22 protein-coding genes and 1 tRNA gene are annotated in these 23,708 nt (G+C 39.6%); 10 read left to right on the top strand and 13 right to left on the bottom strand.

The window, feature by feature from the left end:
• The first annotated feature begins 6 nt into the window (after window positions 1–6).
• The 3 genes from T375_RS05175 (at window position 7) to T375_RS05165 (ending at window position 2,207) form a co-directional block, all read left to right on the top strand.
• Window positions 7–570 carry an RNA polymerase sigma factor gene (locus T375_RS05175; RefSeq protein ID WP_044935811.1) on the top strand — a complete coding sequence of 188 codons (564 nt, stop codon included), beginning with the start codon at window positions 7–9 and terminating at the stop codon, window positions 568–570.
• Entirely contained in the window at window positions 567–1,571 is a 1,005-nt protein-coding gene (locus tag T375_RS05170; protein ID WP_044935809.1) for a DUF4179 domain-containing protein, read from the top strand. The genes T375_RS05175 and T375_RS05170 overlap by 4 nt, the downstream gene beginning before the upstream one ends.
• A gap of 93 nt (window positions 1,572–1,664) precedes the next feature.
• Window positions 1,665–2,207, top strand: a complete 543-nt coding sequence (locus tag T375_RS05165) for a nitroreductase family protein (RefSeq protein ID WP_044935808.1) — start codon at window positions 1,665–1,667, stop codon at window positions 2,205–2,207.
• Window positions 2,208–2,258: 51 nt separating this feature from the next.
• Here the strand turns inward: T375_RS05165 and T375_RS05160 are convergent.
• Window positions 2,259–2,331, bottom strand: a tRNA-Gly gene (locus T375_RS05160).
• 110 nt (window positions 2,332–2,441) lie between these two features.
• On the opposite strand from T375_RS05160, the gene T375_RS13420 reads away from it, so the two are divergent.
• Window positions 2,442–3,131 carry a hypothetical protein gene (locus tag T375_RS13420; protein ID WP_155952438.1) on the top strand — a complete coding sequence of 230 codons (690 nt, stop codon included), beginning with the start codon at window positions 2,442–2,444 and terminating at the stop codon, window positions 3,129–3,131.
• On the opposite strand, the gene T375_RS05150 is transcribed toward T375_RS13420, so the two are convergent.
• The 5 genes from T375_RS05150 to T375_RS05130 form a co-directional block, all read right to left on the bottom strand.
• Entirely contained in the window at window positions 3,112–4,326 is a 1,215-nt protein-coding gene (locus T375_RS05150; protein WP_044935806.1) for a DNA polymerase Y family protein, read from the bottom strand. The genes T375_RS13420 and T375_RS05150 overlap by 20 nt on opposite strands.
• 67 nt (window positions 4,327–4,393) lie before the next feature.
• Window positions 4,394–5,188, bottom strand: a complete 795-nt coding sequence (locus tag T375_RS05145) for a Cof-type HAD-IIB family hydrolase (RefSeq protein WP_044936230.1) — start codon at window positions 5,186–5,188, stop codon at window positions 4,394–4,396.
• A gap of 7 nt (window positions 5,189–5,195) precedes the next feature.
• Window positions 5,196–5,855, bottom strand: a complete 660-nt coding sequence (locus T375_RS05140; protein WP_044935805.1) for a methionine ABC transporter permease — start codon at window positions 5,853–5,855, stop codon at window positions 5,196–5,198.
• Window positions 5,848–6,867 (bottom strand): methionine ABC transporter ATP-binding protein, encoded by a 1,020-nt coding sequence (locus tag T375_RS05135; protein WP_033151657.1) that lies wholly within the window; start codon window positions 6,865–6,867, stop codon window positions 5,848–5,850. Before T375_RS05135 ends, T375_RS05140 begins: the two co-directional genes overlap by 8 nt.
• A 100-nt stretch (window positions 6,868–6,967) precedes the next feature.
• Window positions 6,968–7,849, bottom strand: coding sequence for a MetQ/NlpA family ABC transporter substrate-binding protein (locus T375_RS05130; RefSeq protein WP_044935804.1), 882 nt, complete (start codon window positions 7,847–7,849; stop codon window positions 6,968–6,970).
• A 235-nt stretch (window positions 7,850–8,084) separates the two neighbouring features.
• On the opposite strand from T375_RS05130, the gene T375_RS05125 reads away from it, so the two are divergent.
• The 4 genes from T375_RS05125 (at window position 8,085) to T375_RS05110 (ending at window position 13,108) form a co-directional block, all read left to right on the top strand.
• Window positions 8,085–9,320, top strand: coding sequence for an immunoglobulin-like domain-containing protein (locus T375_RS05125; protein ID WP_044935802.1), 1,236 nt, complete (start codon window positions 8,085–8,087; stop codon window positions 9,318–9,320).
• A 35-nt stretch (window positions 9,321–9,355) separates the two neighbouring features.
• Complete coding sequence (locus T375_RS05120; RefSeq protein WP_049960302.1) at window positions 9,356–9,886, top strand: hypothetical protein; 531 nt, start codon at window positions 9,356–9,358, stop codon at window positions 9,884–9,886.
• A gap of 125 nt (window positions 9,887–10,011) precedes the next feature.
• Window positions 10,012–11,319: an ABC transporter substrate-binding protein gene (locus tag T375_RS05115; RefSeq protein ID WP_044935800.1), complete on the top strand. Its 1,308-nt coding sequence runs from the start codon at window positions 10,012–10,014 to the stop codon at window positions 11,317–11,319.
• 16 nt (window positions 11,320–11,335) lie between these two features.
• On the top strand, window positions 11,336–13,108 hold the full coding sequence (locus T375_RS05110) for a methyl-accepting chemotaxis protein (RefSeq protein WP_197019838.1): 1,773 nt from the start codon (window positions 11,336–11,338) through the stop codon (window positions 13,106–13,108).
• Between the two features lie 109 nt (window positions 13,109–13,217).
• Here the strand turns inward: T375_RS05110 and T375_RS05105 are convergent, their stop codons facing one another.
• Window positions 13,218–15,623, bottom strand: coding sequence for a glycoside hydrolase family 3 protein (locus T375_RS05105; protein ID WP_044935796.1), 2,406 nt, complete (start codon window positions 15,621–15,623; stop codon window positions 13,218–13,220).
• Between the two features lie 235 nt (window positions 15,624–15,858).
• On the opposite strand from T375_RS05105, the gene T375_RS05100 reads away from it, so the two are divergent.
• Window positions 15,859–16,056 (top strand): hypothetical protein, encoded by a 198-nt coding sequence (locus T375_RS05100; RefSeq protein ID WP_044935794.1) that lies wholly within the window; start codon window positions 15,859–15,861, stop codon window positions 16,054–16,056.
• Between the two features lie 13 nt (window positions 16,057–16,069).
• On the opposite strand, the gene T375_RS05095 is transcribed toward T375_RS05100, so the two are convergent.
• Window positions 16,070–16,405 carry a hypothetical protein gene (locus T375_RS05095; protein WP_044935791.1) on the bottom strand — a complete coding sequence of 112 codons (336 nt, stop codon included), beginning with the start codon at window positions 16,403–16,405 and terminating at the stop codon, window positions 16,070–16,072.
• A gap of 225 nt (window positions 16,406–16,630) precedes the next feature.
• Here T375_RS05095 and T375_RS13145 point away from each other — a divergent pair, with 225 nt between their 5' ends.
• Window positions 16,631–17,209, top strand: a complete 579-nt coding sequence (locus tag T375_RS13145) for a GDSL-type esterase/lipase family protein (RefSeq protein ID WP_049960301.1) — start codon at window positions 16,631–16,633, stop codon at window positions 17,207–17,209.
• A gap of 869 nt (window positions 17,210–18,078) precedes the next feature.
• Here the strand turns inward: T375_RS13145 and T375_RS05085 are convergent.
• From T375_RS05085 to T375_RS05065, 5 genes are all read right to left on the bottom strand, one after another.
• Window positions 18,079–19,317 (bottom strand): AGE family epimerase/isomerase, encoded by a 1,239-nt coding sequence (locus tag T375_RS05085; RefSeq protein ID WP_044935789.1) that lies wholly within the window; start codon window positions 19,315–19,317, stop codon window positions 18,079–18,081.
• Between the two features lie 23 nt (window positions 19,318–19,340).
• Entirely contained in the window at window positions 19,341–20,144 is an 804-nt protein-coding gene (locus T375_RS05080) for a Cof-type HAD-IIB family hydrolase (RefSeq protein WP_044935787.1), read from the bottom strand.
• Between the two features lie 4 nt (window positions 20,145–20,148).
• The gene (locus tag T375_RS05075) at window positions 20,149–21,129 is read right to left on the bottom strand and encodes a carbohydrate kinase family protein (protein ID WP_044935785.1); all 981 of its coding nucleotides are present in this window, start codon (window positions 21,127–21,129) and stop codon (window positions 20,149–20,151) included.
• A gap of 128 nt (window positions 21,130–21,257) precedes the next feature.
• Window positions 21,258–22,403 (bottom strand): substrate-binding domain-containing protein, encoded by a 1,146-nt coding sequence (locus tag T375_RS05070; protein WP_044935784.1) that lies wholly within the window; start codon window positions 22,401–22,403, stop codon window positions 21,258–21,260.
• An 84-nt stretch (window positions 22,404–22,487) separates the two neighbouring features.
• On the bottom strand, window positions 22,488–23,708 hold the full coding sequence (locus T375_RS05065; protein WP_044935780.1) for a sugar ABC transporter permease: 1,221 nt from the start codon (window positions 23,706–23,708) through the stop codon (window positions 22,488–22,490).

Below are 23,708 nucleotides of genomic sequence, written 5' to 3'. Positions count from 1 at the left end.
ACACACATGAAAGACGAGGAAATAATCGAGCTTTATTTCAAACGTAACGAACGAGCCATTGAAGAGACGGACGTCAAATATGGCAATTACCTTGAATCAATCGCAAACAATATTCTTAATGATGATTTAGATGTTGAAGAATGTTTAAATGATACCTATTTAAAAACTTGGGATAAAATCCCACCTACAAGGCCCAAAGTCTTCAAAGCTTTTTTAGCTAAAATTGCAAGAGAACTTGCTTTTGATAAATACAGAGCAAGTCGAAGCAAAAAGCGTGGAAATGGTATCATGCATGAGATTCTTGATGAACTGGAAGAATGTATTCCAGCTTCAAATGGCGTAGAGCAATCCATTTTAGGACAGGAACTTGAAAATATAATAGCAGATTATGTCAGATCCCTTCCTGAAAGGGAAGCGTTTATCTTTCTTAGTAGATACTTTTATGCCGATGATATTACTGCCATATCAAAAAAATATGGTATATCAAAGAACAATGTATCAGTAATGCTTAGCAGATTGAGAGCAAAGCTCAGAACACGTTTGGTAAAGGAGGGATATTTGGCATCATGAAAAAAGAAAATTTATTTTTAGCATTTAACGGCGTAGATGACATTTTAATTACTCAGTGTGCAAGATATCAGTCCGATAAAAAGATAGTAAAATTTAATAAACGGCTGTCAGTGGCAGCTTGCATATGCTTAATACTCATAACTACCATCACTGCTACGGCGGCAATACGTCATTTCTGGGGTCATGGACTCAGCAGCTATTTTAATGCTACCGACGAACAACAACAAACTCTTACAGAACAAGGACAGGCAATAGTATTTTCTGAAGAAGACGATTATTCAAAATATGCCATCACTGACAATGGTATCACGCTTACTCCAGTAGCAATTGTTGCCGATGATAATAAAATTAGTCTTACATTGCAATACTCAGGCGTTGAGATAAACGAAGGCTGTGAGCCAAACATCAACGTTGATAATATTTATATACAAGGCTATGAAGGGGACAGCTTTGGATACGGCATGGGAATCAGAGATGATGAGTTTATCTTTAATATCGATGGAACAGATTCAATTGATTCTGAAATATCCCTAACCGGCAAAACCTTACACTTAGAATTAAGCGATTTTTCGATTGTGAATAGTGATTTCTCCGAAAATAGTTTTGGTGGTACCTGGGTATTTGATTTGCCTATTCCAGAAGTAAGTAATGCTCTTGTAATTGATTTAAACAACTTTATCCCTGAGTTTAATTGTGAGGCTACTTCATTTAAAATCAGTCCTATTTCTGCGGAGATTCGCTACACTATTACTGACGATGTAAAAGATAGCTGGTTTGCTATTCCAATGGATAAACCTCGCGTACCTTATATTACAAGTTTAACCTTAGATGACGGAACAGTTATTGATTGTAAGGATTGTGATAATCTAAATAGCATTGATGGAGATAATAACACAGCTATTTTTTCTTTGGAATTCAATAACATAATAGAGCCTAGCACTGTAAAATCAATTGAATTAGAAGATATTAACGGAAATACTGCTAGTATTTCTCTTCATTAGCACCAAATACATTGATTTCCAGAGTGATTGTGATACAATTCAATTGATTGCAACCTGATATTAATTATAGACACTTTCACTAGGAGGATTATTATGGAATTCCAACAGGTTATTGACGCTAGACAGAGCGTTAGATCATTCAACGGTAAGCAGGTTTCTGAGGAAATCCTACGCGAGATGGTATCAGCTGCATCAGCTGCACCTTCTTGGAAGAACACTCAGACATCTCGATACTACTGCATTTCTACTCCAGAGCAAGTAAGCAAATTCAGAGAGACTGTTTTACCTGATTTTAATCAGAACAGCACAAAAGATGCTACAGCATACATTGTTACAACATTCCAAAAGAACGTCTCTGGATTTAACAGAGCTACAGGTGAGGCCGACAACGAAGTTGGAAACGGCTGGGGCGCTTATGATCTTGGTTTGCACGACATGTTGCTCTGCGCAAAAGCTGTTGAGCTTGGTGTAGGCACACTTATCATGGGCTTAAGAGATGCAAATGTTGTTGCAGATTTCTGTGGCATTCCAGAGGACGAGCAGGTTATGAGCATCATTGCTGTTGGTTACAGATCAGAATCTGTTACTAAAAAACCACCTCGCAAGAATGTTGAAGATATTGCGAAGTTCATATAGTAAAAAAAATGAGGTCACCCATTTGGATGACCTCATTTTTTATATTAAAAGAGCGCGAGACGGGACTCGAACCCGCGACCCCCACCTTGGCAAGGTGGTGCTCCACCAACTGAGCCACTCGCGCATATCTGTTGTTTCCTCAACAACAATGGTTATTCTATAGGAATTCCAAGGATAAGTCAAGCACTTTTTACACAATTGTTTATATTTTTTTATAATGATAAAATCATAGATATGAAAGCACAAAAATTGGCCAGGGAATACATTCAAATTAAAGATGATAATGGCAAAATAATCGGCTGTGGTTTTAATCAATCATGGCTTAATAATACTGACCTTAAAGGCCTTAGCAATCAAGGTTGCGGTATGATTTCAGCAATCGATTGCGCTCTATATCTTTCTAACAAGGCTTCCATTTTCCAAACAGACTACATTCAACTATGTAAAAACTTTTCTAGTACTATCGTATTTACGAAGTTGTTTACCAGGGAATTCTTCGGCAAACTTTCCATTGGCATTCTACCATTTCAAATATGCAGATATATTAATTCCATGAAATCCATCCAAATGAAAGCAAAATGGAATGGTATTCATGGACACAGAAATATGCTTTCCACCATGGAAGAAATGCTTAGCAACAACATCCCCGTTATCTGGGGATTGTATCGATATAATCGCAGAATAACACTCTATTCCTATGATTCTATAAATGATACATATAAAGCTACCGCATCTACTAATAGTCACTACGTAAATGCGATAGCTATTATTCATAATGATACCCAAATCCACAATACAATGATAAAGGTTTCATCCTGGGGACAAATCTTCTATATTGATTATGATGAATATCTTGCATATGTAGGCAATTCAATCATAAGCAAGTTTTGCTCAAATATAGTGGTTATTGATTCCGTCTGTTGATATTTTTACTAGTATCAATGGTGCTGGCGCGCTGCACTGCACTATTTCCATATTTTCCTCTTATGGAATCCAGGGTAGAATCCAATGCTTTTCTCTTCTCTTTGTTTTCATCTTGAAATAGAGACATCTGCTCAAATCCATCTCTTTCTATATCTGATAGAGACAGTCCCAGCAACCTGAGAGGTTCACCATGCCAGCTTTCTCTTATTAGCTGCTTAGCAGTTTCAAAAATAATATCTGTTACATCTGTAGCTTCCGGAAGCTTTTTCTGATGTGATTTGTTTACAAAATCTAGATTCCTAAATGTGACACCTATACATCTACATTTTCCCTCATCGGCTCTCATACGTGCTGCGACTACATCCGTCTGAGCCAACAACAGACGGTTGATGGCTTCTATATCTACTAAATCTTCTTCAACCGTTGTTTCTGCAGAATATCCCTTTGCATCCTCTGCCTCCTGAAGCACTGGGGAATCATCTATACCATTTGCATAGTTATGAAAATGTATGGCGCCACGTTCTCCAAGAAGCATTGTCAATTGCTCCACTGGATATTTCGCCAATTCACCAATTGTAAATATTCCTAGGCTCCTAAGCCTTGCTGATGTAGATTTGCCGCATGTAAATAAATCCTCCACTGGTAAAGGCCACATTTTGCTCTCTATTTCATTTAAAAATAGAGTGTGCACCTTATTTGGCTTTTCAAAATCGCTAGCCATTTTTGCACATAATTTATTAGAAGCGACACCCACATTAACAGTAAATCCAAGTTCTTTATAGACTCGATCCTTTATTTCATAAGCTGTTGCAATTGGATCTGGATAAATAAGATTCATGCCAGACATATCCAAAAATACTTCATCAATTGAAAAAGATTGCATCGTAGGGGTATATTCCTGGCATATCGCTTTGAAAGCTCTGGAACATTTTACATACCAATCAAAATTTGAGCCAGCAATTACAAGATTAGGACATTTTCTAAGAGCACTGGAAACAGGCTCCCCAGTAACAATCCCATATTTCTTTGCAGGAATTGATTTTGCCGCTACAATGCTTCTTCTAGAATCTGGATCACCACCAACTATGGATGGAATTTCACGCAAATCAGGCCCGCCATTTTTTAGCATCTCCACCGCAGACCAAGAAACAAAAGCACTATTAACATCAATATGAAATATTAATCTATCACTCATATAAAAAACCTCTAGCTTTATATTACACCATTATAAGCTAGAGGCAAACACATGTTTTATAAAATTGTTAAAATTCGAATTCTTTTAGAACTTGATATACGCCCTTTTCAGCCCATGATGGACAGATGTTATTTGCATGCTCTTTAACAACATCTGGGGCAGATGCTACTGCATAGCTATGCTTTGCAACATCAAGCATACCAATGTCGTTATTGTTGTCGCCAAACACCATTGTTTCCTCTGGTGAAATATCAAAGATTCTTTGTATAAAACCAAGGGCTGCGCCTTTATCAACTGACTTATCCATACAGTCAATCCAGTCTTCTCCAGCCATTGTAGCCTTTACTTTGTCTTTCCATTCTGGAATGATTTTGCCCTCACCAAGGTCACGGATAGATGGTCTATTAAATGCTGATATTTTGATAATCTTTTTGCCGGCTGTAAGGATATCTTCTACTTCCTCTACGTGATTACGATATCCTTCGGTGAGAAGCTTGATAAAGCTTTCATCATTTCCTGGCTCAATATAAGTAACGCCAGGGCCTTCCCAAATAATGTTGCAGCCGGGTGTTTCTCTGAGTTCATGTGTAAGTCCCTTCACGTATTCCCAGTTCATTTCTGCAACGTGAATATCCACACCTCTACATTTAACGTGAGCACCATTACTTGCTATGAAAATCAAATCATCTTTGATTTCATCAAACATTCTTTCAACGCTGGTAGACTGTCGTCCACTGGCAATGCAAACAATGATGTCCTGGTCTCTAAGCTCTTTTATCTTTTCAATAAACTCAGGATAAATTTCAGATGATCCATCTTTAACTAATGTACCATCTACATCTGTGGCGATTAATTTGATCATATTCAAACTACTTTCTCTTATCTAAATTACTAGCAACTTTCATTCCAACATTTTGAATAATCTGGAATAAGATAATCAAAAGAATAACAGTGACAATCATAATATCTGTCTGCCATCTGTAGTAACCATAGCGAACGGCGATATCGCCAAGTCCGCCACCACCGACTGTACCAGACATAGCTGAATATCCAAGGATATTTCCAGTTGTGATAGTAGCGCCTACGATAAGTGATGTACGAGCTTCAACAAGCATTACCTTAAACACGATATCCCAGTTGCTTGCTCCCATTGATTTTGCAGCCTCAATAACACCTGGGTCCACTTCATTAAGAGAAGATTCAACCATACGTGCAATATAAGGTGCAGCACAAACTACAAGAGGAACAATTGTGGCTGTTGAGCCGTAGCTCTTTCCAACAACAAATCTTGTAAATGGGATCAGTAAAATAAGAAGAATAAGGAATGGTATGGAACGAACTACGTTACATATAACATCCAAAATTCTATAAACTACTACGTTAGGCTTAAGGCCATCCTTGCTTGTGACCTTGAGAAGAATTCCAAGTGGTAATCCTAAAACATATGCAATTAAAGTAGAAACAATTGTCATGTAAAGAGTATCGCGAATACCCTCTAAAATCATATTAATAACCTGTGAATCAAACATCTCCAGTCACCTCCTCAATTTCAAGGCCTCTTTCCTTAAGATAAATAATGATATCCTCCTGAAGCTGTTCATCCTCTGGAAGTCCAAGAATCATTTCGCCCTTTGCAAAACCGCCAACGTTCTTTGTATCTGCACGAAGAATGTTAACTGCAGTCTGGAATTTCAATACCATGTTTGCAATAACAGGCTCGAAAGAAGAATTCTCTGTAAATACAATACGAATCTTTCTTTCGCCATTGAGAGTCTCTACTGTGCCACCAGACTTTTCGCTATCACCACGAAGGATAAGTTCTCTAGCCGCACTAGACTTTGGATGATTAAATACATCCTCAACCAAACCGTTTTCAACAACCTGGCCCTTTTCAATGATTGCAACCTTGTTACAAATTTCAGATACAACTGACATCTGGTGAGTGATTACAACGATTGTAATACCATACTTTTTATTGATATCTCTAAGCAACTCTAAAATAGAAGCTGTTGTCTGTGGATCGAGGGCTGATGTTGCCTCATCACAGAGAAGAATTCTAGGATTGTTTGCAAGAGCTCTAGCGATAGCAACACGCTGACGCTGACCACCTGAAAGCTGAGCTGGATATGCTTTTGCCTTGTCGGCAAGGCCTACTACTTCAAGTAATTCCTTTGCTCTTTTTCTGGCATCTGCTTTTGAAACCTTCTGCAGACGAAGTGGGAAACAGATGTTATCCAAAACATTTTTCTGCATAAGAAGATTGAAGCTTTGGAAAATCATAGCAATCTGGCTACGCTCAGCTCTAAGTTCAGCCTCTGAAAGAGCACCAAGATTTTTATCTCCAATCCAAACCTCTCCGCTTGTTGGTCTCTCTAAAAAGTTAAAGCATCTTACAAGAGTACTTTTACCAGCACCTGACATACCGATGATTCCATAAATATCACCTGTTTCAATTGTAAGATTAATGTCTTTTAACGCATCGACCTTTGTCTCTGACTGATCGAAGGTTTTAGATAAGTTTTTTACAACAATTTCGTTCATATTTTTTCCTTTATTTTTTGTAATCAAAAGTAAAAACAAGTGTAGTAACACTACACTTGTTTAGATTAACCTTTGTCTCTATATTGGTCAAGTATACGACTTATTTTTCGTAGAATACTACTGCTCCATCATATGTATCCTCGATGAATTTCTTGATTTCATCAGACTTAAGGACTGATACAAGAGCCTGAATCTTTTCGTCGTTCTCATGTCCTTCGTATACAGCGATGATGTTTACGTATGTCTCAGCTGCAACTGAATCTGAAGCCTCATATGCGATTGAATCCTTAGCAACTGAGTAGCCTGCCTCAAGTGCATAGTTACCATTAAGAACTACATATGCAACTTCGCCAACTACACGTGCTACCTGAGCAGCCTCAAGCTCCTGGAATTCAAGGTTGTATGGGTTTTCTGTAATATCGTTAACTGTTGCCTCAAGACCAACGCCATCCTTTAATGTAAGAAGACCATTGTCCTGAAGAAGTAAAAGTGCTCTAGCTTCGTTTGTTGTATCGTTTGGAATTGCAACAACATCACCATCTTCTACATCATCAAGTGATGACTTTGTGCCAGGGTAAATTCCAAATGGCTCATAGTGAATATCACCAGCATCTACAAGATGTGTTCCGTGCTCCTCGTTGAAGCTATCAAGATAAGGTACATGCTGGAAGTAGTTTGCATCAAAATCCCCTGACTCTACAACCTCGTTTGGCTGTACATAATCTTCGAATACTGTAACCTGTAAATCATATCCCTGCTCAGCAAGTAATGGCTTTGCAGCTTCAAGAATCTCTGCATGTGGTGTAGCTGATGCTGCAACTGTGATTGGCACTAAATCCTCTGTAGCCTCTGTGCTTTCTGTTGCCTCCTCTGAAGATGTGTCTGCAGCTGCATCTGAGCTTCCGCAACCTACAAGTGCCCCAGCCAATACAACACCTGCTAATGATACGCTAGTAATCTTCTTTAATAAGTTGTTTTTCATATTTGTCTCCTCCTTCAAGCCCATTATTTATATTGGGGTTTTCTTTCGTATTTGTTTATGAATGAGACTTTAACACACCATAAACTCTACTTCAATACGGTTCATTATACCTAGATTTAATAGCTAGCTATCAATTTTATTTATAACCAGCATTTTCTTTTACGAATGCTTTGTTTTTAAGGGAAAATGAACTATAATTTTTTTAATTAAATATATATTTATAGGTAGAATGATTATGAAAAAGAAAATATTTATTATTTTTATTCTAACACCTGCAATTCTATTTGTTACTACCGCTATCATCCTTGGAATATACGTTACAAACCACTCGGACCTTGTATATTCCGAAGTATATGTTGAAGCCGGTACCTCAGATTGCGATGTAACAGAATTTCTAAAGGATCCAACCACTTCCGCCAGGTTTTCAGATGATTCTGTTTTTGATCCTAATGTACCAGGTGATTATGAGCTTACTATCATATGTACGAATTCAAGAGGAAGAGAACGCTCCTTTACCTCCACCTTGCATGTGCAGGATACCACAGCGCCTACTGTTACTCTTTCATCTGACTCTATCGATATGTACACCACAGCAGATATTCCAACAGCCGCTGATTTAGTTGAATCTGTAAACGATGTGAGCAACTGCACCATTGATTTTGCCGAATCATATGACTTTACAACAGAGGGCTCATTCGATGCCACAATAGTAGTAACTGATGCATCTGGCAATCAAACCACTGCAACTATCCCTTGTACTGTTAGAAAAGATTCCACACCACCAGTTATTACAGGCGTAGAACCAATTGAAATCACCCAGGGCGATACAGTTTCTTATAAAAAGAACGTAGAAGTGACAGATGATTTGGACCCAAATCCTACCCTTGAAGTTGACAGCTCAGAGGTCAATGTAGATAAGCGTGGCACTTACAATTTGACATACACAGCTACAGATTCTGCCGGTAACACAACCACAGAAACTACAACTGTAAAAATAGTCTCAGCAAAAATTGCCGAAGCCACAGAAGAAAACGTTAATGCAATGGCCGATGCCATTCTTGCTGAAATCATTACTGATGAAATGACACAGAAGGAGCAGGCAAAGGCCGTCTTCGACTGGGTTGTAGACAATATCCAGTACTCTGAAACAGCCGGCATTGACGACCTCTACTCAGCAGCCTACAAAGGAATGCACAACCGCATAGGCGATTGCACTGTCAAGCAAAAAACTGCCGAAGTCATGCTCAACAGACTTGGCATTAAAAATATGGAAATCGAAAAGATTCGTGATACACGAGGACACTACTGGTTGTTAATTGACATCGGCGAAGGCTGGTACCACTACGATCCAAACCTTCAGCTAGATGGCACAAAGATATTCTACTGGCACGACGCCGACCTATGGGAATACTCAAACGCACATCATAACACACACAATTATGACCCTAGCAAGTATCCAACTATCCAATAGCAAACAATGAATTTACATAAAGGAGAACTAACAAAATGAAAAACAAAATTATCGCATTTGCGTTAATCGCAACTACTGCACTTTCACTTGTTGCATGCGGAGGCTCTAGCGACACAAAAGTCATCGAATCAAGCAACACAGCATCTACTACAGAAGCATCTACAAACAGCGGCTACGTATTTTCATACAACGGCACAACAATCCCTGTAGACGCCGATGCAGCACCTATCGTTGAAGCACTTGGCGAACCAAACTCATACTTCGAATCACCAAGCTGCGCTGCCGAAGGCATCGGAAAGCTCTACACATACAACGACTTCGAAATCCAGACATACCCAGATGGAGACACAGACTTAATCCTCTACGTACTCCTTCGCACAGACAACGTAGCCACAGCTGAAGGCATCGACCTTTCAAGCTCTCGCGACGACATCATCGCAGCCTACGGAGACCCAACCGAAGAAGCTACCGGCTCAATGAAATACACAACCGACACAATGACTCTCGTCTTCGTATTCGACGGCGACAGCCTCGTATCGATAGAATATGACAGTTTGAAAAACTAGTATTAAAGCAGGTCAATAAGACCTGCTTTTTTTATACCAAAAATCCGCTACTATTCACAGAATTTTAATTCATTCGTTATACAATCAAACATAATAGACAAATTTCATTATGGAGGGTTGCAATAATGAAGAAGCTAAATTCGATACTGGGATGTATGGTTCTAGCTTTGGCTGTGTTCCTGTCAGCATGTACAAAACAAGCAGAAACTACATCCACCACTAGTGATATTGATGAAGGTGCAAGTGAAATCACTTTACTAAACATCAAAACAGAAGTAACTGATCAGATAAAAACTTTGGCTCAAACCTACGAAGCAGAAACGGGTGTCCATGTCGAAGTACTTGATGTTGGTCCTGGTGTTGATGCACAGGCTATGATTAAAGGATTATATCTATCAAATCAAATGCCTGATATCATCGCCTGTGAAGCATCCGGTTTTTCAAACTGGGAAGGTTTACTTTTAGACTTAAGTGATGAGGAATGGGCTAGCAGAACATCTGGAGCTTATGTAGACAAGAACTATGGAACCATAGGTTTTCCATATACAACAGAAGCCATAGGACTAGCCTATAATGCCGATATTCTAAATAAATGTGGAGTTGATCCTGCATCAATCACAAATCTTGATTCAATGCGCGCCGCATTTGAAGCTGTTGATGCAAACAAAGAAGCTCTTGGACTAGATGGTGTTGTTGATTGTTGCGTTGAACCTGTAAATTTAGGATGGTCTTCTGGAAATCATTTATTTGGTGTGTATATCGATTCAGGCTTGTCTCGCGATGATACAACTTATATAGATGGCATAAATAATAATCATGCTGTTGATGCAACCAGATTTTCAAACTATGCAGCTATGATGAGTTTAATCTATCAATATTCAAATCCTGACATGCTTTTGAGTGGTGATTATGATTCTCAAGTAGCAGGTTTTGCTGCTGGCAAATACGCTTTTATCACTCAAGGCTCTTGGATTGGAGCATCCCTTGCTGCTAGTGATGCATATAAAGCTGCAGGAAGTTTTGAAGTAGGCATGGCTCCATACGCTTTTGAAGATGGTATCGATACAATCCTTACATCTTCTCCTTCTTGGTGGGCGATTCCAAAAGAGGGTCAAACTGAAGCTGCAAAAGCCTTTCTTCAATGGTGTTCAGAGGACGCCGGTCAGAAAATTTTAGTAGAGCAGGCAGGCTTCGTAAGTCCATTCACAGATTGTCAGTACATAGCTGACGATCCATTCGCCCCTGTTTTATCTGCTTATTTATCTGAAGGCAAAACTTCTAGTTGGCATTGGATGGATTTACCTTCTGGCGTTGGAAGCAATGAAGGCGGTTTATGTTATTGCTTCTACCGATTTGCTGCAGGCGAAGATGATGCCAATACTTTCATGACAGATATAAATAATACTTTGGAAACATGGTATGCAAAACAATAGAAAGGGGGAGATAATAGTGAAAAATAAGACTACTAATACAGATGTAAAAATTTCAGGCTTCAATTCTATAGTTGTACAAATATTATCTCTGAATATTGCAATGCTTGTAGCTTTCATACTTGTTCTAGGGATGATTATGATGGCTATGCAAACCTCCACTTCAAATAGTATTGAAATGTTCGACTCCATGATGACATTAACGGAACATGAAGCCAATTTAAAAACTGACGTAATGACTTTGTACGATCAGTGTATAGGTTATGTTGCTTCTGGTTCTCAGGAAACTATGGATACGATTTTGCCTCAAATCGACATTGCTAAACAGGCTGTAAGTGATGACATTGCTGATTTAACAAACGATTTCTCTACCTACAATAATGAAGATGCCGCTGCTCAACTGGAGGAAATCGCCGCACAATATGAGCGTATGTGTGGATACATTGATAAAGCCATCGAAAAATGCGACGCTGGAGATCAAGAAAATGCTTACGCTATGCTTTTTGATAAAGCCGAACTTCAAAAGGTAGCAATGATTCATTCTACTGTAGTTTTGGATCAGGCTATCCAGGATAATGCTGTAGCCACCAAGGAAAGCATGAACAAACTCCTTGCACAGGGCAGAATAGTCGCCCTAATTGGCGCTGCCATCATTGTATTTTTAATCATATTAAACTTCCTGATTAGTTATAGAAGTATTGTGGTTAAAATCAAGGATATAAGCAACGAAGTTAATCAGATTATTACTAATATTCAAAAAGGTGAAGGAGATCTTACTGCAAGAATTCATACAAAGACAAAGTCAGAACTTTTATACATCAAAAACGGTATTAATCACTTCATCGAAACCCTGCAGGGCATCATGAAGGACGTAAAAGACGGAACCACAGTACTTACTGAAAGCTCCGAGGAAGTCAATTCACAACTACGACTTGCAGATGATAATGTAACGAATTCGTCTGCTGCCTTAGAAGAACTCTCTGCTAATATGGAATCTGTGGTTGGTATTCTTGAATCAATAAATGAACGAGTTGACGATGTAAAGCAAGCAGCTGAAAGAATCACAACCCAGGCTGAGGAGGGTTCTGGTACTGCGAACGAAATCAAAGCAGAGGCTGATGAGCTCCAAATTAAAGTCAACACCAAAAAAGCTGATGTTGGAGAAAAAATGGCTGCTCTGTCAACTACTCTTGAAAACTCCGTTAAGGATTCAGAAAAGGTCAGTCAAATCAGTGATTTAACTAATGATATTTTGGATATCGCAAGTCAAACTAATCTGCTTGCTTTAAATGCCTCTATTGAGGCAGCTAGAGCTGGTGAAGCCGGAAAAGGCTTTGCCGTAGTTGCAGATGAGATTAGCAAGCTAGCAGCAAACTCTACTCAGACTGCTGCAACCATTCAGAATATTGCAACTGAGGTTACAGCCGCAGTAAACACATTGGCTTCTAATGCCAAGGAAGTGCTTGATTTCATCAATGGAACAGTAATCAATGATTACGACGAGTTCGTTGATACTGGTGAAAAATACGGTCATACTGCCGAAGTCATGAATGAAATGCTAACTGAATTCACCGAAAAAGCAGACAGTCTGAATGAAATCATGATGGCCATGGTGGAATCTGTTGATACCATCACTAATTCTGTTCAGGAAAGCTCACAGGCAATCTCAATGAGTGCCGCAAATTCAACAGAAATCGTTTCCGGCATCAAGGCTATTTTTAGCGCTATGGACCGAAACAATGAAGTAACCGAGCAACTGAATAATACTACACAAAAATTTACGTCACTATAAGTTAACGTGCTTTGGGCCATTTCCATTTTCATAGGCTGCCACTACATAAAAGGATGACACAAAAAACGGACACCTTTTTTATCTAGGTGTCCTTTTTTATTAAGTCTTATTAATCGAATTTCAAAATAGTATTAAGTATGCGTTTTGCATTGAGCTTTAACTGTTCATGGTCAAGAGCGCCCTTTTCATCAGCGGCCTTTAAGCGGTCTGTGTAGCCATTTCCCATTTTAAGGTCGTTGCCTGCATTTGACTCTTTGTAATGCTCGCCTCTTGTCCACCAGTCAGATGTAACCATGCCTTCAAATCCCCACTCATCACGAAGGATTCCTGTAAGCAAATCATGACTTTCAGATGCTCTCTCACCGTTGATTGCGTTGTATGCGCTCATGATTGTGTATGGCTTTGCAGTCTTTACAACGATTTCAAAGGCTTTGAGATAAATCTCTCTAAGAGCTCTTTCTGAAACTCGTGAATCACTGTGTTTTCTGTTTGTCTCCTTGTTGTTACATGCAAAATGCTTAACCGATGCACCAACATTGTTGCTTTGAATACCATTTACCAAGGCTGCTGCAAGACGTCCTGCAACAATTGGGTCTTCAGAATAATACTCAAAATTTCTACCGCAAAGTGGACTGCGGTGAATGTTGATTGCAGGTGTAAGCCATACAGCCAGGTTGTTTTCTTTAAGCTCCTCGCCTCCTGCTTTTCCTACCTTTGCAAGAAGATGCTCGTTCCAAGTGCATGCTAAAAGTGTAGAGCATGGGAACGCTGTAGTGAGGATTCCTGTCTCTGGTGCAATTCTAACACCGGCTGGGCCATCTGCTGTCATTGCGCTAGGCACGCCATATTCTGGAAGATTGCCAAATCCAAATGTGTTTGCCACACCTGTGTTAGGCTGACCGCCTACTAGATTCATTAAATCTTCTAGGGAAAGCTGCTCGACAAATTCATCTAAAGTGATTTTGCCCTCAGCAACTTCTGAAAGAGTATGTGCTCCCTTTTTAAATGGAGTAATCAGACAGTAGCTATCTCTGCTACGTACAACTGGTGTAAGGCCTTCCTCTGTACCAGGCTCCATCTTTGTAATAACACTTTCGTTGATATCCTTATGCTGGCCCTGAGGAAGTGCCTCATAAGAACCATCAGAAAGCATTCTTTCTTTTAACTCAACTGGTGCAAGCTTGTGAGAAAACTCCTGTATAACCTCATCTTCCTCGTTGTTCCAAACCAAATCTACCTTTGCCACATCCATTGAATTATTGCCAAGGCAGAATCTGTACTCACCTTTTTCAAGTACATAGCTTGCATCTCTAACCTTGCCTAAATCATCAAATGAAGACATCTGATATTTGCTTACAGAAAGAGAAATAATCTGGCTCTCTCCTGGCTCTAAGCACTTTGTTTTTGCGAAATCTCCAAGCTCTCTGGCTGGCTTGAAAAGCTTGCCCTGTGGCGCACTATAGTAAAGCTGAACTACATTTTTGCCAGGCTTGTCTCCTGTGTTTGTAACCTTTACTGTGAAATAAAATGTGTCATCACAAAGTGACATTGAAACAATGTCGCTTTCAAAGCTGGTGTAGCTCAATCCGTATCCAAACGGATAAATAATCTTTTTATCTGCTTCTGGAATTGTAAGGAAATATCTATATCCTACATAAATATCTTCGTTGTAATTTACATAATCAAATGACTCATGGAAGCCTGCTGTAGAAGGATAATCCTCAAGCTCACCAGCAAATGTATCTACAAGACGGCCTGATGGATTTACCATACCAAGGAGAACTTTGGCTGCTGCATCGCCGCCTTCCATGCCGCCCTGTCCCATGTAAAGTGCTGCATTTATTCCATCCTCTTTGAGCCAGCGAAGGTCAATTACTCCGCCAATATTAAGTACTGCAATTACCTTTTTAAAGTTCTTTTTAACTGTGACAACAAGCTCCTTTTCCTCCTTAGTAAGATAAAAATCACCATCAGGGAAAATCTCTCCCGCAATCTTTGGCATGCTTGTTTCCGTTTCCCAAGGATTGCACTCATTGTTGCATTCTACGTCACTTCTGTCCCAGCCTTCACCCGAAAAGCGATTAATCAAAATAACAGCTGTATCCGTAAATGCGGTAGCCCCCTTTACCAAATCAGCCGAAACCTTTGGCTCAGCAGTCATGCCTGGCACACGGCCATTTTCGTACTGCTTTTTCAAATCATCTCTATAGAAATCTATTAATGGCTCGTACACTGATACGCCGTTAGCCTTCAAGCCATCATAAAGACTATGTACGTATTTACAATATACATCACCTGAGCCACCGCCACCTTTTACATAATCAACACTGGCTTTACCAAACAATGCCAATGGCTGCTCCTTTTTCAGAGGAAGAATTCCATCATTTTCTAACAGAACCATTCCCTCTTCCGCAGCTTTTCTTGACAATGCAATATGTTCATCGCAGCCTGTAACTCTTCTATCTCCATATAAAGGAAGAGAAGGCTGATATAGTAATCTGGACCATTTTTGCATAATATAACCTCCCAATAATAACTATATTTACCTTCTCATATTAGACTTATGTATTTAGTTTTTAAAGTGTTTTATTTTAATTGAAGTGAGATTTTTCGGTGGGGATTATTACTGTTTTTCTCAGCCATTAATCATCCAATATTCAGCTCGTCTTCACTTTACTCGCATATGCCTTTCAGACAAAGAATCCATAATATCCCACGGTATTTAGCAATCGCACCAAAGGATTTAAATTATGGATGTTTCAAATATCTATTTATTAAAAGATGCCTATGGCTCAAAAATAACCACAGGCACCTCATTTATGTCAGCATATCAAAAAGCTGCTGCAAATCCAAAATGTTCTACAATTGAAAAGGTCAATGTAGACAACAGTAGCATGAATAAAGTGTCTACTGTATGGAAAAGCAGCAGCTTCGATGTTTATGTTTGATTGAAATTAACTTTTACGCAATAACCGACATCATCGCAAGCATTCCTAAATTTGTTATATAACTTCTTCCCTCGTGTATGTTCCAGTACTTCTCATCAACTGACTTTACATCGAGAAATTCTCCGAAGTTTAACGGAGACCCCGGACCATCTGCAACAAATGGAACTATATATTTTCCTGAAGCATTATCTTTGTAAACCCCAATCCCCGCCTCATCTGGATCATTAATATTGATAGTCCTGCTAAATGATATTAATTCATCTAAACTGGAAGCTTCTGCTTCAAAGAAATACTCCTCATCCTCCGCGTCTTCATTTCTTATTACATCTACGTCGTACTCTATAATCAAAAACTTTTACCTCTATTTCTAAAAATTAGCTTTGATATATTAGCACGACTTTTTAAATGACTCTACATGCAATTTTTCCAGTATGTGTTATATGTAACCAAGTAAGAAAACTATAGATAATAGTCTTGCAAACTTTGAAAATAATGGCTATTCTCAATCTATAAACGAAGGCATAAGTGAATCAGTTCACGGCAACGTTACCTGGTATCAAATGAGGTTAACTCTATGAAAAAACTAATTCTGTTCGGAGATTCAAATACATATGGCTATGATCCAAGAGGCTTCTTGGGCGGTAGATATCCTACAGAAGTTCGCTGGACTACTCATATAAAAGAAGCCCTAAAAGATAACTATAAAGTCATTGAGGAAGGAATGAATGGCCGAATGTTGCCTGAGTTAGGCTACGGCTATTTCACAACAACCATTCAAAATCTAACTAAAGAAGATGTCTTTGTGATGATGCTTGGCACCAATGATATTCTACTTACAAATCATCCAGATGTAGAAGCTACACTGCAGAGATTGGGTGACATTCTTGATTATGTGAATCAAAACAGCCTTGCTAGATTTATCCTGATTGCCCCACCATACATAAGCGCATCAGATTCTGAAATGGAACTATACCATGACTGCAGCTTACGACTTAATGCAGGCTATATGAAACTAGCAAAGGAGCATAACATAAATGCTATCGATGCTGGAAAATGGAATATAGAGATGGGTTACGACGGAGTTCATTTTTCAATTGATGGGCATAAAAAGTTTGCCGAATCTCTATTGGAAGTTTTATCTGGAATATTATGATGTTCGATTGTAAATAAACATATGATTTGCTAGACTATCAAATTATTTGCAAATAACTATTGAACCAATTCGTGGTATTGGAGGCAGCCCATTGGGCTTTATTCCCACCACAATTTCACAACTGTAACATCCCTTTTTCACAGATATTTCGCCACTTTGGCATAACTCAAAGACTATTAGCGTGGCAAATATTAACATCTTTAATCGTTATATTATTCCCTACCACTGAATTTTCCTAATAAAATGATAAACCACAAGGCGTTAGTAAGATTTCTCCTGTTTCTTACTACCTGTAATCAAATTCTATTTACAGATAGTAAAAATCTACTCCATCATTACTATCTAGATTTATTTCTATCTCTCAGATAGTAAAAATTCCAGTCAACACTACTGCCTAGTTTCATTTTCTGCTCTCAGGCAGTAGTAGGCTCAGCAATCACTACTGCCTAGATTCATTTTCTGCTCTCAGGCAGTAGTAGTCCCAACAATCACTACTGCCTAATTTCATTTTTAGCTCTCAGGCAGTAGTAGTCACAGCAATCTCTACTGCCTAATTTCATTTTTAGCTCTCAGGCAGTAGTAGTCACAGTAATCACTACTGCCTAGTTTCATTTTCTGCTCTCAGGCAGTAGTAATCCCAGCAATCTCTACTGCCTAGTTTCATTTTCTGCTCTCAGGCAGTAGTAATCCCAGCAATCTCTACTGCCTAGTTTCATTTTCTGCTCTCAGGCAGTAGTATCCCCACTCCCCCTCACAAAAAACTACTGCCTAAATTCTTTTTCTGAATCTAGGCAGTAGTCAACCAATTCAAATATCCCCAATCTTAGCCATAGCCCATAGCCGCAGCCACAACCTCAAACCTCTAGCCTCTAGCTATTGCCCCTAGCTACAGCACTGGCAATGGACACGCCCACCAAGTCATTGTATGGAATCATGGTGGCTTGCAAAGCGTGGTAAATGTCGGATTTACCTGGCCAGACTGTTCCGATTACATTGTTGTGTTCATCGAGCTGGTGGAACCATGAGCCTGTGGCCTGGTCGTATACCTTTTCATCTAAGTATTCCATGAAAGCAGCGTAATCTTCTTTGTATTTTTCATTCCCTGTGACGCGGTATAAAACTGCAGATGTATTTATTGCTTCTGCAAGGGTCCAGTGCATTCTATCGTGAACTACAGGCTTGCCGTCCCAATCGGTGGTGTAGCAAATGCCAGGTTCGCCGTCTGCATTCCAGCCATCCTCCACTGCTCTGTTGTATAATTTCTCCGCAATTACGATATAATCTTTTGCATTTTCATTATCGTATTTACCATATGTAGAAACTGCCCATTGCATGATAAGTCTGGCCCATTCAATTCCGTGGCCTGGAGTAGCGCCATATGGCTTGAATTGATCATCTGGCTTATCTTTATTGCACTGCAAATCAGGCTTCCAATCACTTGTAAAATGTTCAGGGATTCTCCAGTTGTTTTCCCTTGCCCAATTCACAACATGATTGATAATTCTTCCTGCGCGAACGCGATAGTTTTCATTCTTTAATGCATCCGCTGCTGCAAGGAAAGCTTCTACAGTGTGCATGTTTGCATTGATTCCTCTGTAATCATCGCAGACTGTAAATTCTGTGTTCCAGGTATCTGCAGAAAGTCCCAACTCCTCATCCCAAAAGAATTCATCGTAAACAGCTAATGCATCTTCAAGGAGTTCCTTTGCACCAGGACGCTTTGCCAGAAGTGCACTGCTGGCTGCAAGTATTACAAAACCATGAGCGTAGCACTGCTTGTTAGGAAGTACCTCTCCATCAGCAGTCAAGCCTGCATACCAGCCTTTATGCTCATCATCGTGCAATTCCCCTGTCAGTCCCTTTAGTGCTGCATCAGCAAGTGCTTCGCTTCCTTCATGGCCAAGCATTGCTCCCAGACTATAGACATGGCACATTCTACTTGTGATCCAAGTTTCCCTTGGACGGTCCTTCCAAGGAGTTCCGTCATCCCCTAAATAATAAGAGCCTCCGCCAGGAGAAGGAAATCTGTGTCCAAATGACAACAGACTATTCCTCATCTCTCTGACAAAGGCTTTGTTTTCAGCTGAATCAAGTTCGTATCGTCCCATGCAAAATCCCCCTTTCTAGTCGATTAATCAACTAGTCCTATTTGCTTCAAACCATGATATATCCCATCAGCATTATTGCTAAAAGTAACATTTCCAATCCGCTCTTTTAGCTCCTGTGGTGCATTCTCCATCAAGAAAGGTTTCCCCACCTTTTCAAGCATTTCAATGTCATTGAAATGATCTCCGAATGCTACCGTCTCCTTAATATCAATATCCCATTTCTTGCAGAGAAATTCAATACTTTCTCCCTTAGAAATGTTTTTATTCATAATTTCAATAAGAATATCTGACGAACGAACTATAGATAGGCATGGGAATTCTTTTTTTAGTCTATTTTCAATTTCTACAGTATGAGCGGGGTTGCACATACACAGGATTTTTCCTATCTCTGCACCTTCTGGCAAGCTATCAACATCGCCTTCTGATGCCTGTGCCTCAACTATAGATTCTTCCCTTGCAACTCTTTCGTCAGCACGGTCTTTAACGATCCAATTGTCCATAGAATAGATATTCCATGTACAGTCAAGATTCTCTTTTTCTATGAAGTTTATAAGCTTTTTTGCTGTGCCCTTTGTAAATCCGTTTGAGTAAAGCACCTGCCCATTGTAATCAATGATAAGGCCTCCACTAAAACAAACCATGGGGCATACAAACTTGTATCTTTTAAATATTGGATAAATACCAGAAGGTCCTCTGGCAGTAACAATAACAAATGGCAGATTTTTTTCCTGTAAAGCTTTTATGGACTTTAAGGTACTATCCAATAATCTATGTTCTTTATTAAGCAATGTGCCATCCACATCACAGAACACAATTTTGTAAGTCATTATCTCACCTTGATTTAGCCAATTCATTAACCTTATCTAATGAAGGCATTACCCTAAGTGCGCCTTTAACTCTTGTAATCAGAGATGCTGCAGCGTTTGCCACTGTAAGCATTTCCTTTAATTTATTTTCATCTAATTCGTATATACCATACTCCAATAAATAGTGAATTATACATCCGCAGAATGTATCACCTGCACCAGTTGTTTCGATTGTTTCTGGTGATAAGAATGAATCAACCTCCACGATGATTTCATCCTTGCCCTCTGGCTGATAGTATGCACGGCTTCCTTCCTTGCCCAAAGAAACAGTTATAAGCGGGATATTGAACTGCTCTCTGATTTTGTGCACACCTGCTGTATAATCCTGTTCTCCAGTAAGCCACTGGATTTCATTGTCTGATATTTTAAGATAATCAGCGTATTTCATGCCACATAAAATCTGCTCTTTTGCCTCATCCAAGCTGTTCCAAAGGGGTTCTCTTAGGTTTGGATCAAATGTGATGATAGCACCATTTTTCTTAGCCTCTTCAAGAGCAAAAATTGTAGCCTCTCTTGGCAATTCATGAGTCATAGAAAGTGTTCCAAAATGGAAAACCTTTGTATTCTTGATAAGCTCTGTATCTACCTCATCCTTTCTGAGCATCATATCTGCTCCTGGATTTCTGTAGAATGAGAAATCTCTATCTCCATCTGGGAAAGTCTCTACAAAAGCAAGTGTAGTACGAACATCCTTATCCATTAAAAGATTTTCTGTACCAATGCCAACTTCCTCAAGTGTAGCTTTCAGCTTTCTACCAAAAATGTCATCTCCTACCTTACCAATAAAATTAACTTCGTGGCCAAATCTTTTAAGCATAGCAAGTACATTACATGGTGCCCCTCCTGGATTTGCCTCAAACAAGTCATTATTATTTTCTGATACTCCGTTGTTAGTCATATCTATAAGGAGTTCTCCCAATGCCACAACGTCAATTTTCTTTTCCACAACACTACCTCCTAAAATATCATTTAATAAGGGCAGTGGATTGTCACTGCCCTATAAGTGTTTAAAATACAATCTCTGAGTTAATTATACTTTAAACATATTATCAAAAAAAGAATATGAAGAAGAAATTACTTTAATAATTCTAAACGTGAAGGATCATTTGCGAATACTTCCTTCTCGTTGTCCTTTGTAACTACTACTGGTGGAAGCTCATATACTGGAACTTCGATTACACCGTTGTCTGCTGTTACTTCTGTAGCAGGCATACCGTTACCAGCCTGAAGTGAATCGATGATTTCGATTGTCTTAGCAACAAGATCTTCTGTTGGCTTAGCAACTGTAGAGTACTGACGTCCCTGCCATACCCACTCAACTGACTCGTTCTCAGCATCAAGACCAGATACTACTGGGATGTCCTGACCAGCGTTCTCGCATGATGTGATACATGCTCTTGCAATACCATCGTTAGGGCAAAGAACACCATCGATTTCCTTGTCTGAATAGAATCCTGAAAGAAGTGAATCCATTCTTGACTGTGCCTTAGCATTGTCCCAATCAACTGTTGCACACTGTGTAAAGTCTGTCTGACCAGATACAACTACAAGTGTTCCATCATCAATCTTTGGCTGAAGTACTGACATAGCACCCTTGAAGAAGTTTGGTGCGTTAGGATCAGCAGGACCACCACCGAAAAGCTCGATGTTGTAAGGAGCCTCACCCTTCTGTTCCTCAAGACCCTGTAAAAGAGCCTGAGCCTGAAGCTCACCAGTCTTTACAGAACCGAACTGAACTACACCATCAACACCTGTTGTGTTCTCAAGAAGACGATCGTATCCGATTACGTATACGCCAGCTTCCTTAGCCTGCTCAAGTACTGAACCAAGCTGAGATCCATCTACAGGACCAACAACGATAACCTTTGCACCATTCTCAATCATAGACTCAATCTGCTGTTGCTGCTGAGTAACCTTGTTATCTGCAGCCTGTACAAGTGGAGTGTAACCAGCTTCTTCAAGCTGTGTTGTAAACATCTCCTCAGCTTCTTTCCAGTTCTGAGTTCCAAGCCATGGAAGTGAGATACCAATTGTTGCTCCCTCTTCGAAACCAGGCATATCTGTTGCAGCTGTATCAGCTGAAGCCTCTTCTGTTGTTGCCTCTGTTTCTGTTGTTGCTGCTTCTTCTGTAGTTCCCTCTCTACTTCCCCCACAGCCTGCGAATGTTGCAACTGTCATAGTTGCCACCATTGCCATTGACAATAATGTTCTTTTTTTCATTTTCCATCCTCCTTAAATAATCACATATTGTGCACTTAATATGTAAGGCCCAGCAGTTTATTACTGCAGGCAAGCCTTCTTAAATTAGTTGGCAGCTTTTTTATTTCCCCCAAATACTCTGCCAATGATTGAGCTCTTGCCGCTCTTCTTGTTGTAAACATCAAATGCTACAGCAGCTAAAAGAACGAAGCCCTTGATAACCTGTGTCTTGTCGGCACCAACACCCATAAGCATAAGACCGTTGTTAAGAACTGCCATTACAAGACCACCGACGATTGTTGCAAGAATTGTACCAACACCACCTGATACTGCAGCACCACCGATGAATACTGATGCGATTGCATCCATTTCCCATGATGTTCCATCAGCAGGACCTGCTGCTGTTGAACGACCTACAAAAAGAATACCTGCGATTGATGCTAAAAGTGACATGTTTACCATTGTAAGGAAATAAGTCTTTTTAACATTTACACCTGAAAGGGCAGCTGCTGCCTTGTTACCACCTACCGCATATACGTGACGACCAAACTTTGTACGCTGTGTAATGATGTGATAAACGATTGTAAGTAATAATAAGATAAGTCCTGGAACAGGGAATGATGTACCAACACGTCCTGAACCAAATAACCATGTAAAGTAACCAATAAGTAATGTCATAAGAGCGATTCTAACGATTACAGCCCAAAGTGGATCTTTTGTGCCATTGCCATCGCCTGAGTGCTTATACTTTCTAAGCTGAGCTACTACGTAGCAAACAATTCCAATAATTCCAAGTAAAAGTGTTGAGTTGTTCATGCCTGTAAATGCAGGTCCCCATTCAGGTAAGTATCCAGCACCGAACCACTTTAACTGCTCAGGAGCAGGAACTGAAATTGAATGAGAAATCCAAATAACACCACCACGGAAAATCATCATACCACCAAGAGTTGTGATGAATCCTGGAATACCAAGCTGTGCAAGGAAGAAACCGTGCCATGCACCGGCTAAAATACCTATCGCAATTGCGATAAGAACTGCTGCCCACCAAGGAACGTTATAGTTCTTAGCAACAAGTGCCATAACCATTCCTGCGAAACCAGCTACGGAACCGACTGACAAATCAATCTGACCAATAACGATAACCATCAACATACCGAGAGCTAAAATAAGTACGTATGCATTACCTGAAATCAAGTTCTGGAAGTTTGAAGATGTAAGCATTCTTCCACCAGAAATAATGTTGAAAATAATAATCAAAGCAGCTAACGCAACAACCATTGTGTATTGGCGCAAATCCTGGCCTAATACCTGTTTTAAGTATTTCAT

The sequence above is a fragment of the Pseudobutyrivibrio sp. LB2011 genome (assembly GCF_000701765.1).
Classification (GTDB): Bacteria; Bacillota; Clostridia; order Lachnospirales; family Lachnospiraceae; genus Pseudobutyrivibrio; species Pseudobutyrivibrio ruminis.
The sequence above is the reverse complement of the archived record's forward strand: the minus strand, read 5'-3'. Positions and strand labels throughout refer to the sequence as shown.

What these genes read in the sequence shown, in the direction of transcription:
- T375_RS05100 (WP_044935794.1), top strand. Translation starts at nt 15,859, where the DNA reads ATGGATGTTTCAAATATCTATTTATTAAAAGATGCCTATGGCTCAAAA.
- T375_RS05105 (WP_044935796.1), bottom strand. Translation starts at nt 15,623, where the DNA reads ATGCAAAAATGGTCCAGATTACTATATCAGCCTTCTCTTCCTTTATAT.
- T375_RS05065 (WP_044935780.1), bottom strand. Translation starts at nt 23,708, where the DNA reads ATGAAATACTTAAAACAGGTATTAGGCCAGGATTTGCGCCAATACACA.
- T375_RS05130 (WP_044935804.1), bottom strand. Translation starts at nt 7,849, where the DNA reads ATGAAAAACAACTTATTAAAGAAGATTACTAGCGTATCATTAGCAGGT.
- T375_RS05150 (WP_044935806.1), bottom strand. Translation starts at nt 4,326, where the DNA reads ATGAGTGATAGATTAATATTTCATATTGATGTTAATAGTGCTTTTGTT.
- T375_RS05120 (WP_049960302.1), top strand. Translation starts at nt 9,356, where the DNA reads ATGAAAAACAAAATTATCGCATTTGCGTTAATCGCAACTACTGCACTT.
- T375_RS13145 (WP_049960301.1), top strand. Translation starts at nt 16,631, where the DNA reads ATGAAAAAACTAATTCTGTTCGGAGATTCAAATACATATGGCTATGAT.
- T375_RS05125 (WP_044935802.1), top strand. Translation starts at nt 8,085, where the DNA reads ATGAAAAAGAAAATATTTATTATTTTTATTCTAACACCTGCAATTCTA.
- T375_RS05165 (WP_044935808.1), top strand. Translation starts at nt 1,665, where the DNA reads ATGGAATTCCAACAGGTTATTGACGCTAGACAGAGCGTTAGATCATTC.
- T375_RS05070 (WP_044935784.1), bottom strand. Translation starts at nt 22,403, where the DNA reads ATGAAAAAAAGAACATTATTGTCAATGGCAATGGTGGCAACTATGACA.
- T375_RS05170 (WP_044935809.1), top strand. Translation starts at nt 567, where the DNA reads ATGAAAAAAGAAAATTTATTTTTAGCATTTAACGGCGTAGATGACATT.
- T375_RS05085 (WP_044935789.1), bottom strand. Translation starts at nt 19,317, where the DNA reads ATGGGACGATACGAACTTGATTCAGCTGAAAACAAAGCCTTTGTCAGA.
- T375_RS13420 (WP_155952438.1), top strand. Translation starts at nt 2,442, where the DNA reads ATGAAAGCACAAAAATTGGCCAGGGAATACATTCAAATTAAAGATGAT.
- T375_RS05175 (WP_044935811.1), top strand. Translation starts at nt 7, where the DNA reads ATGAAAGACGAGGAAATAATCGAGCTTTATTTCAAACGTAACGAACGA.
- T375_RS05115 (WP_044935800.1), top strand. Translation starts at nt 10,012, where the DNA reads ATGAAGAAGCTAAATTCGATACTGGGATGTATGGTTCTAGCTTTGGCT.
- T375_RS05145 (WP_044936230.1), bottom strand. Translation starts at nt 5,188, where the DNA reads ATGATCAAATTAATCGCCACAGATGTAGATGGTACATTAGTTAAAGAT.
- T375_RS05080 (WP_044935787.1), bottom strand. Translation starts at nt 20,144, where the DNA reads ATGACTTACAAAATTGTGTTCTGTGATGTGGATGGCACATTGCTTAAT.
- T375_RS05140 (WP_044935805.1), bottom strand. Translation starts at nt 5,855, where the DNA reads ATGTTTGATTCACAGGTTATTAATATGATTTTAGAGGGTATTCGCGAT.
- T375_RS05135 (WP_033151657.1), bottom strand. Translation starts at nt 6,867, where the DNA reads ATGAACGAAATTGTTGTAAAAAACTTATCTAAAACCTTCGATCAGTCA.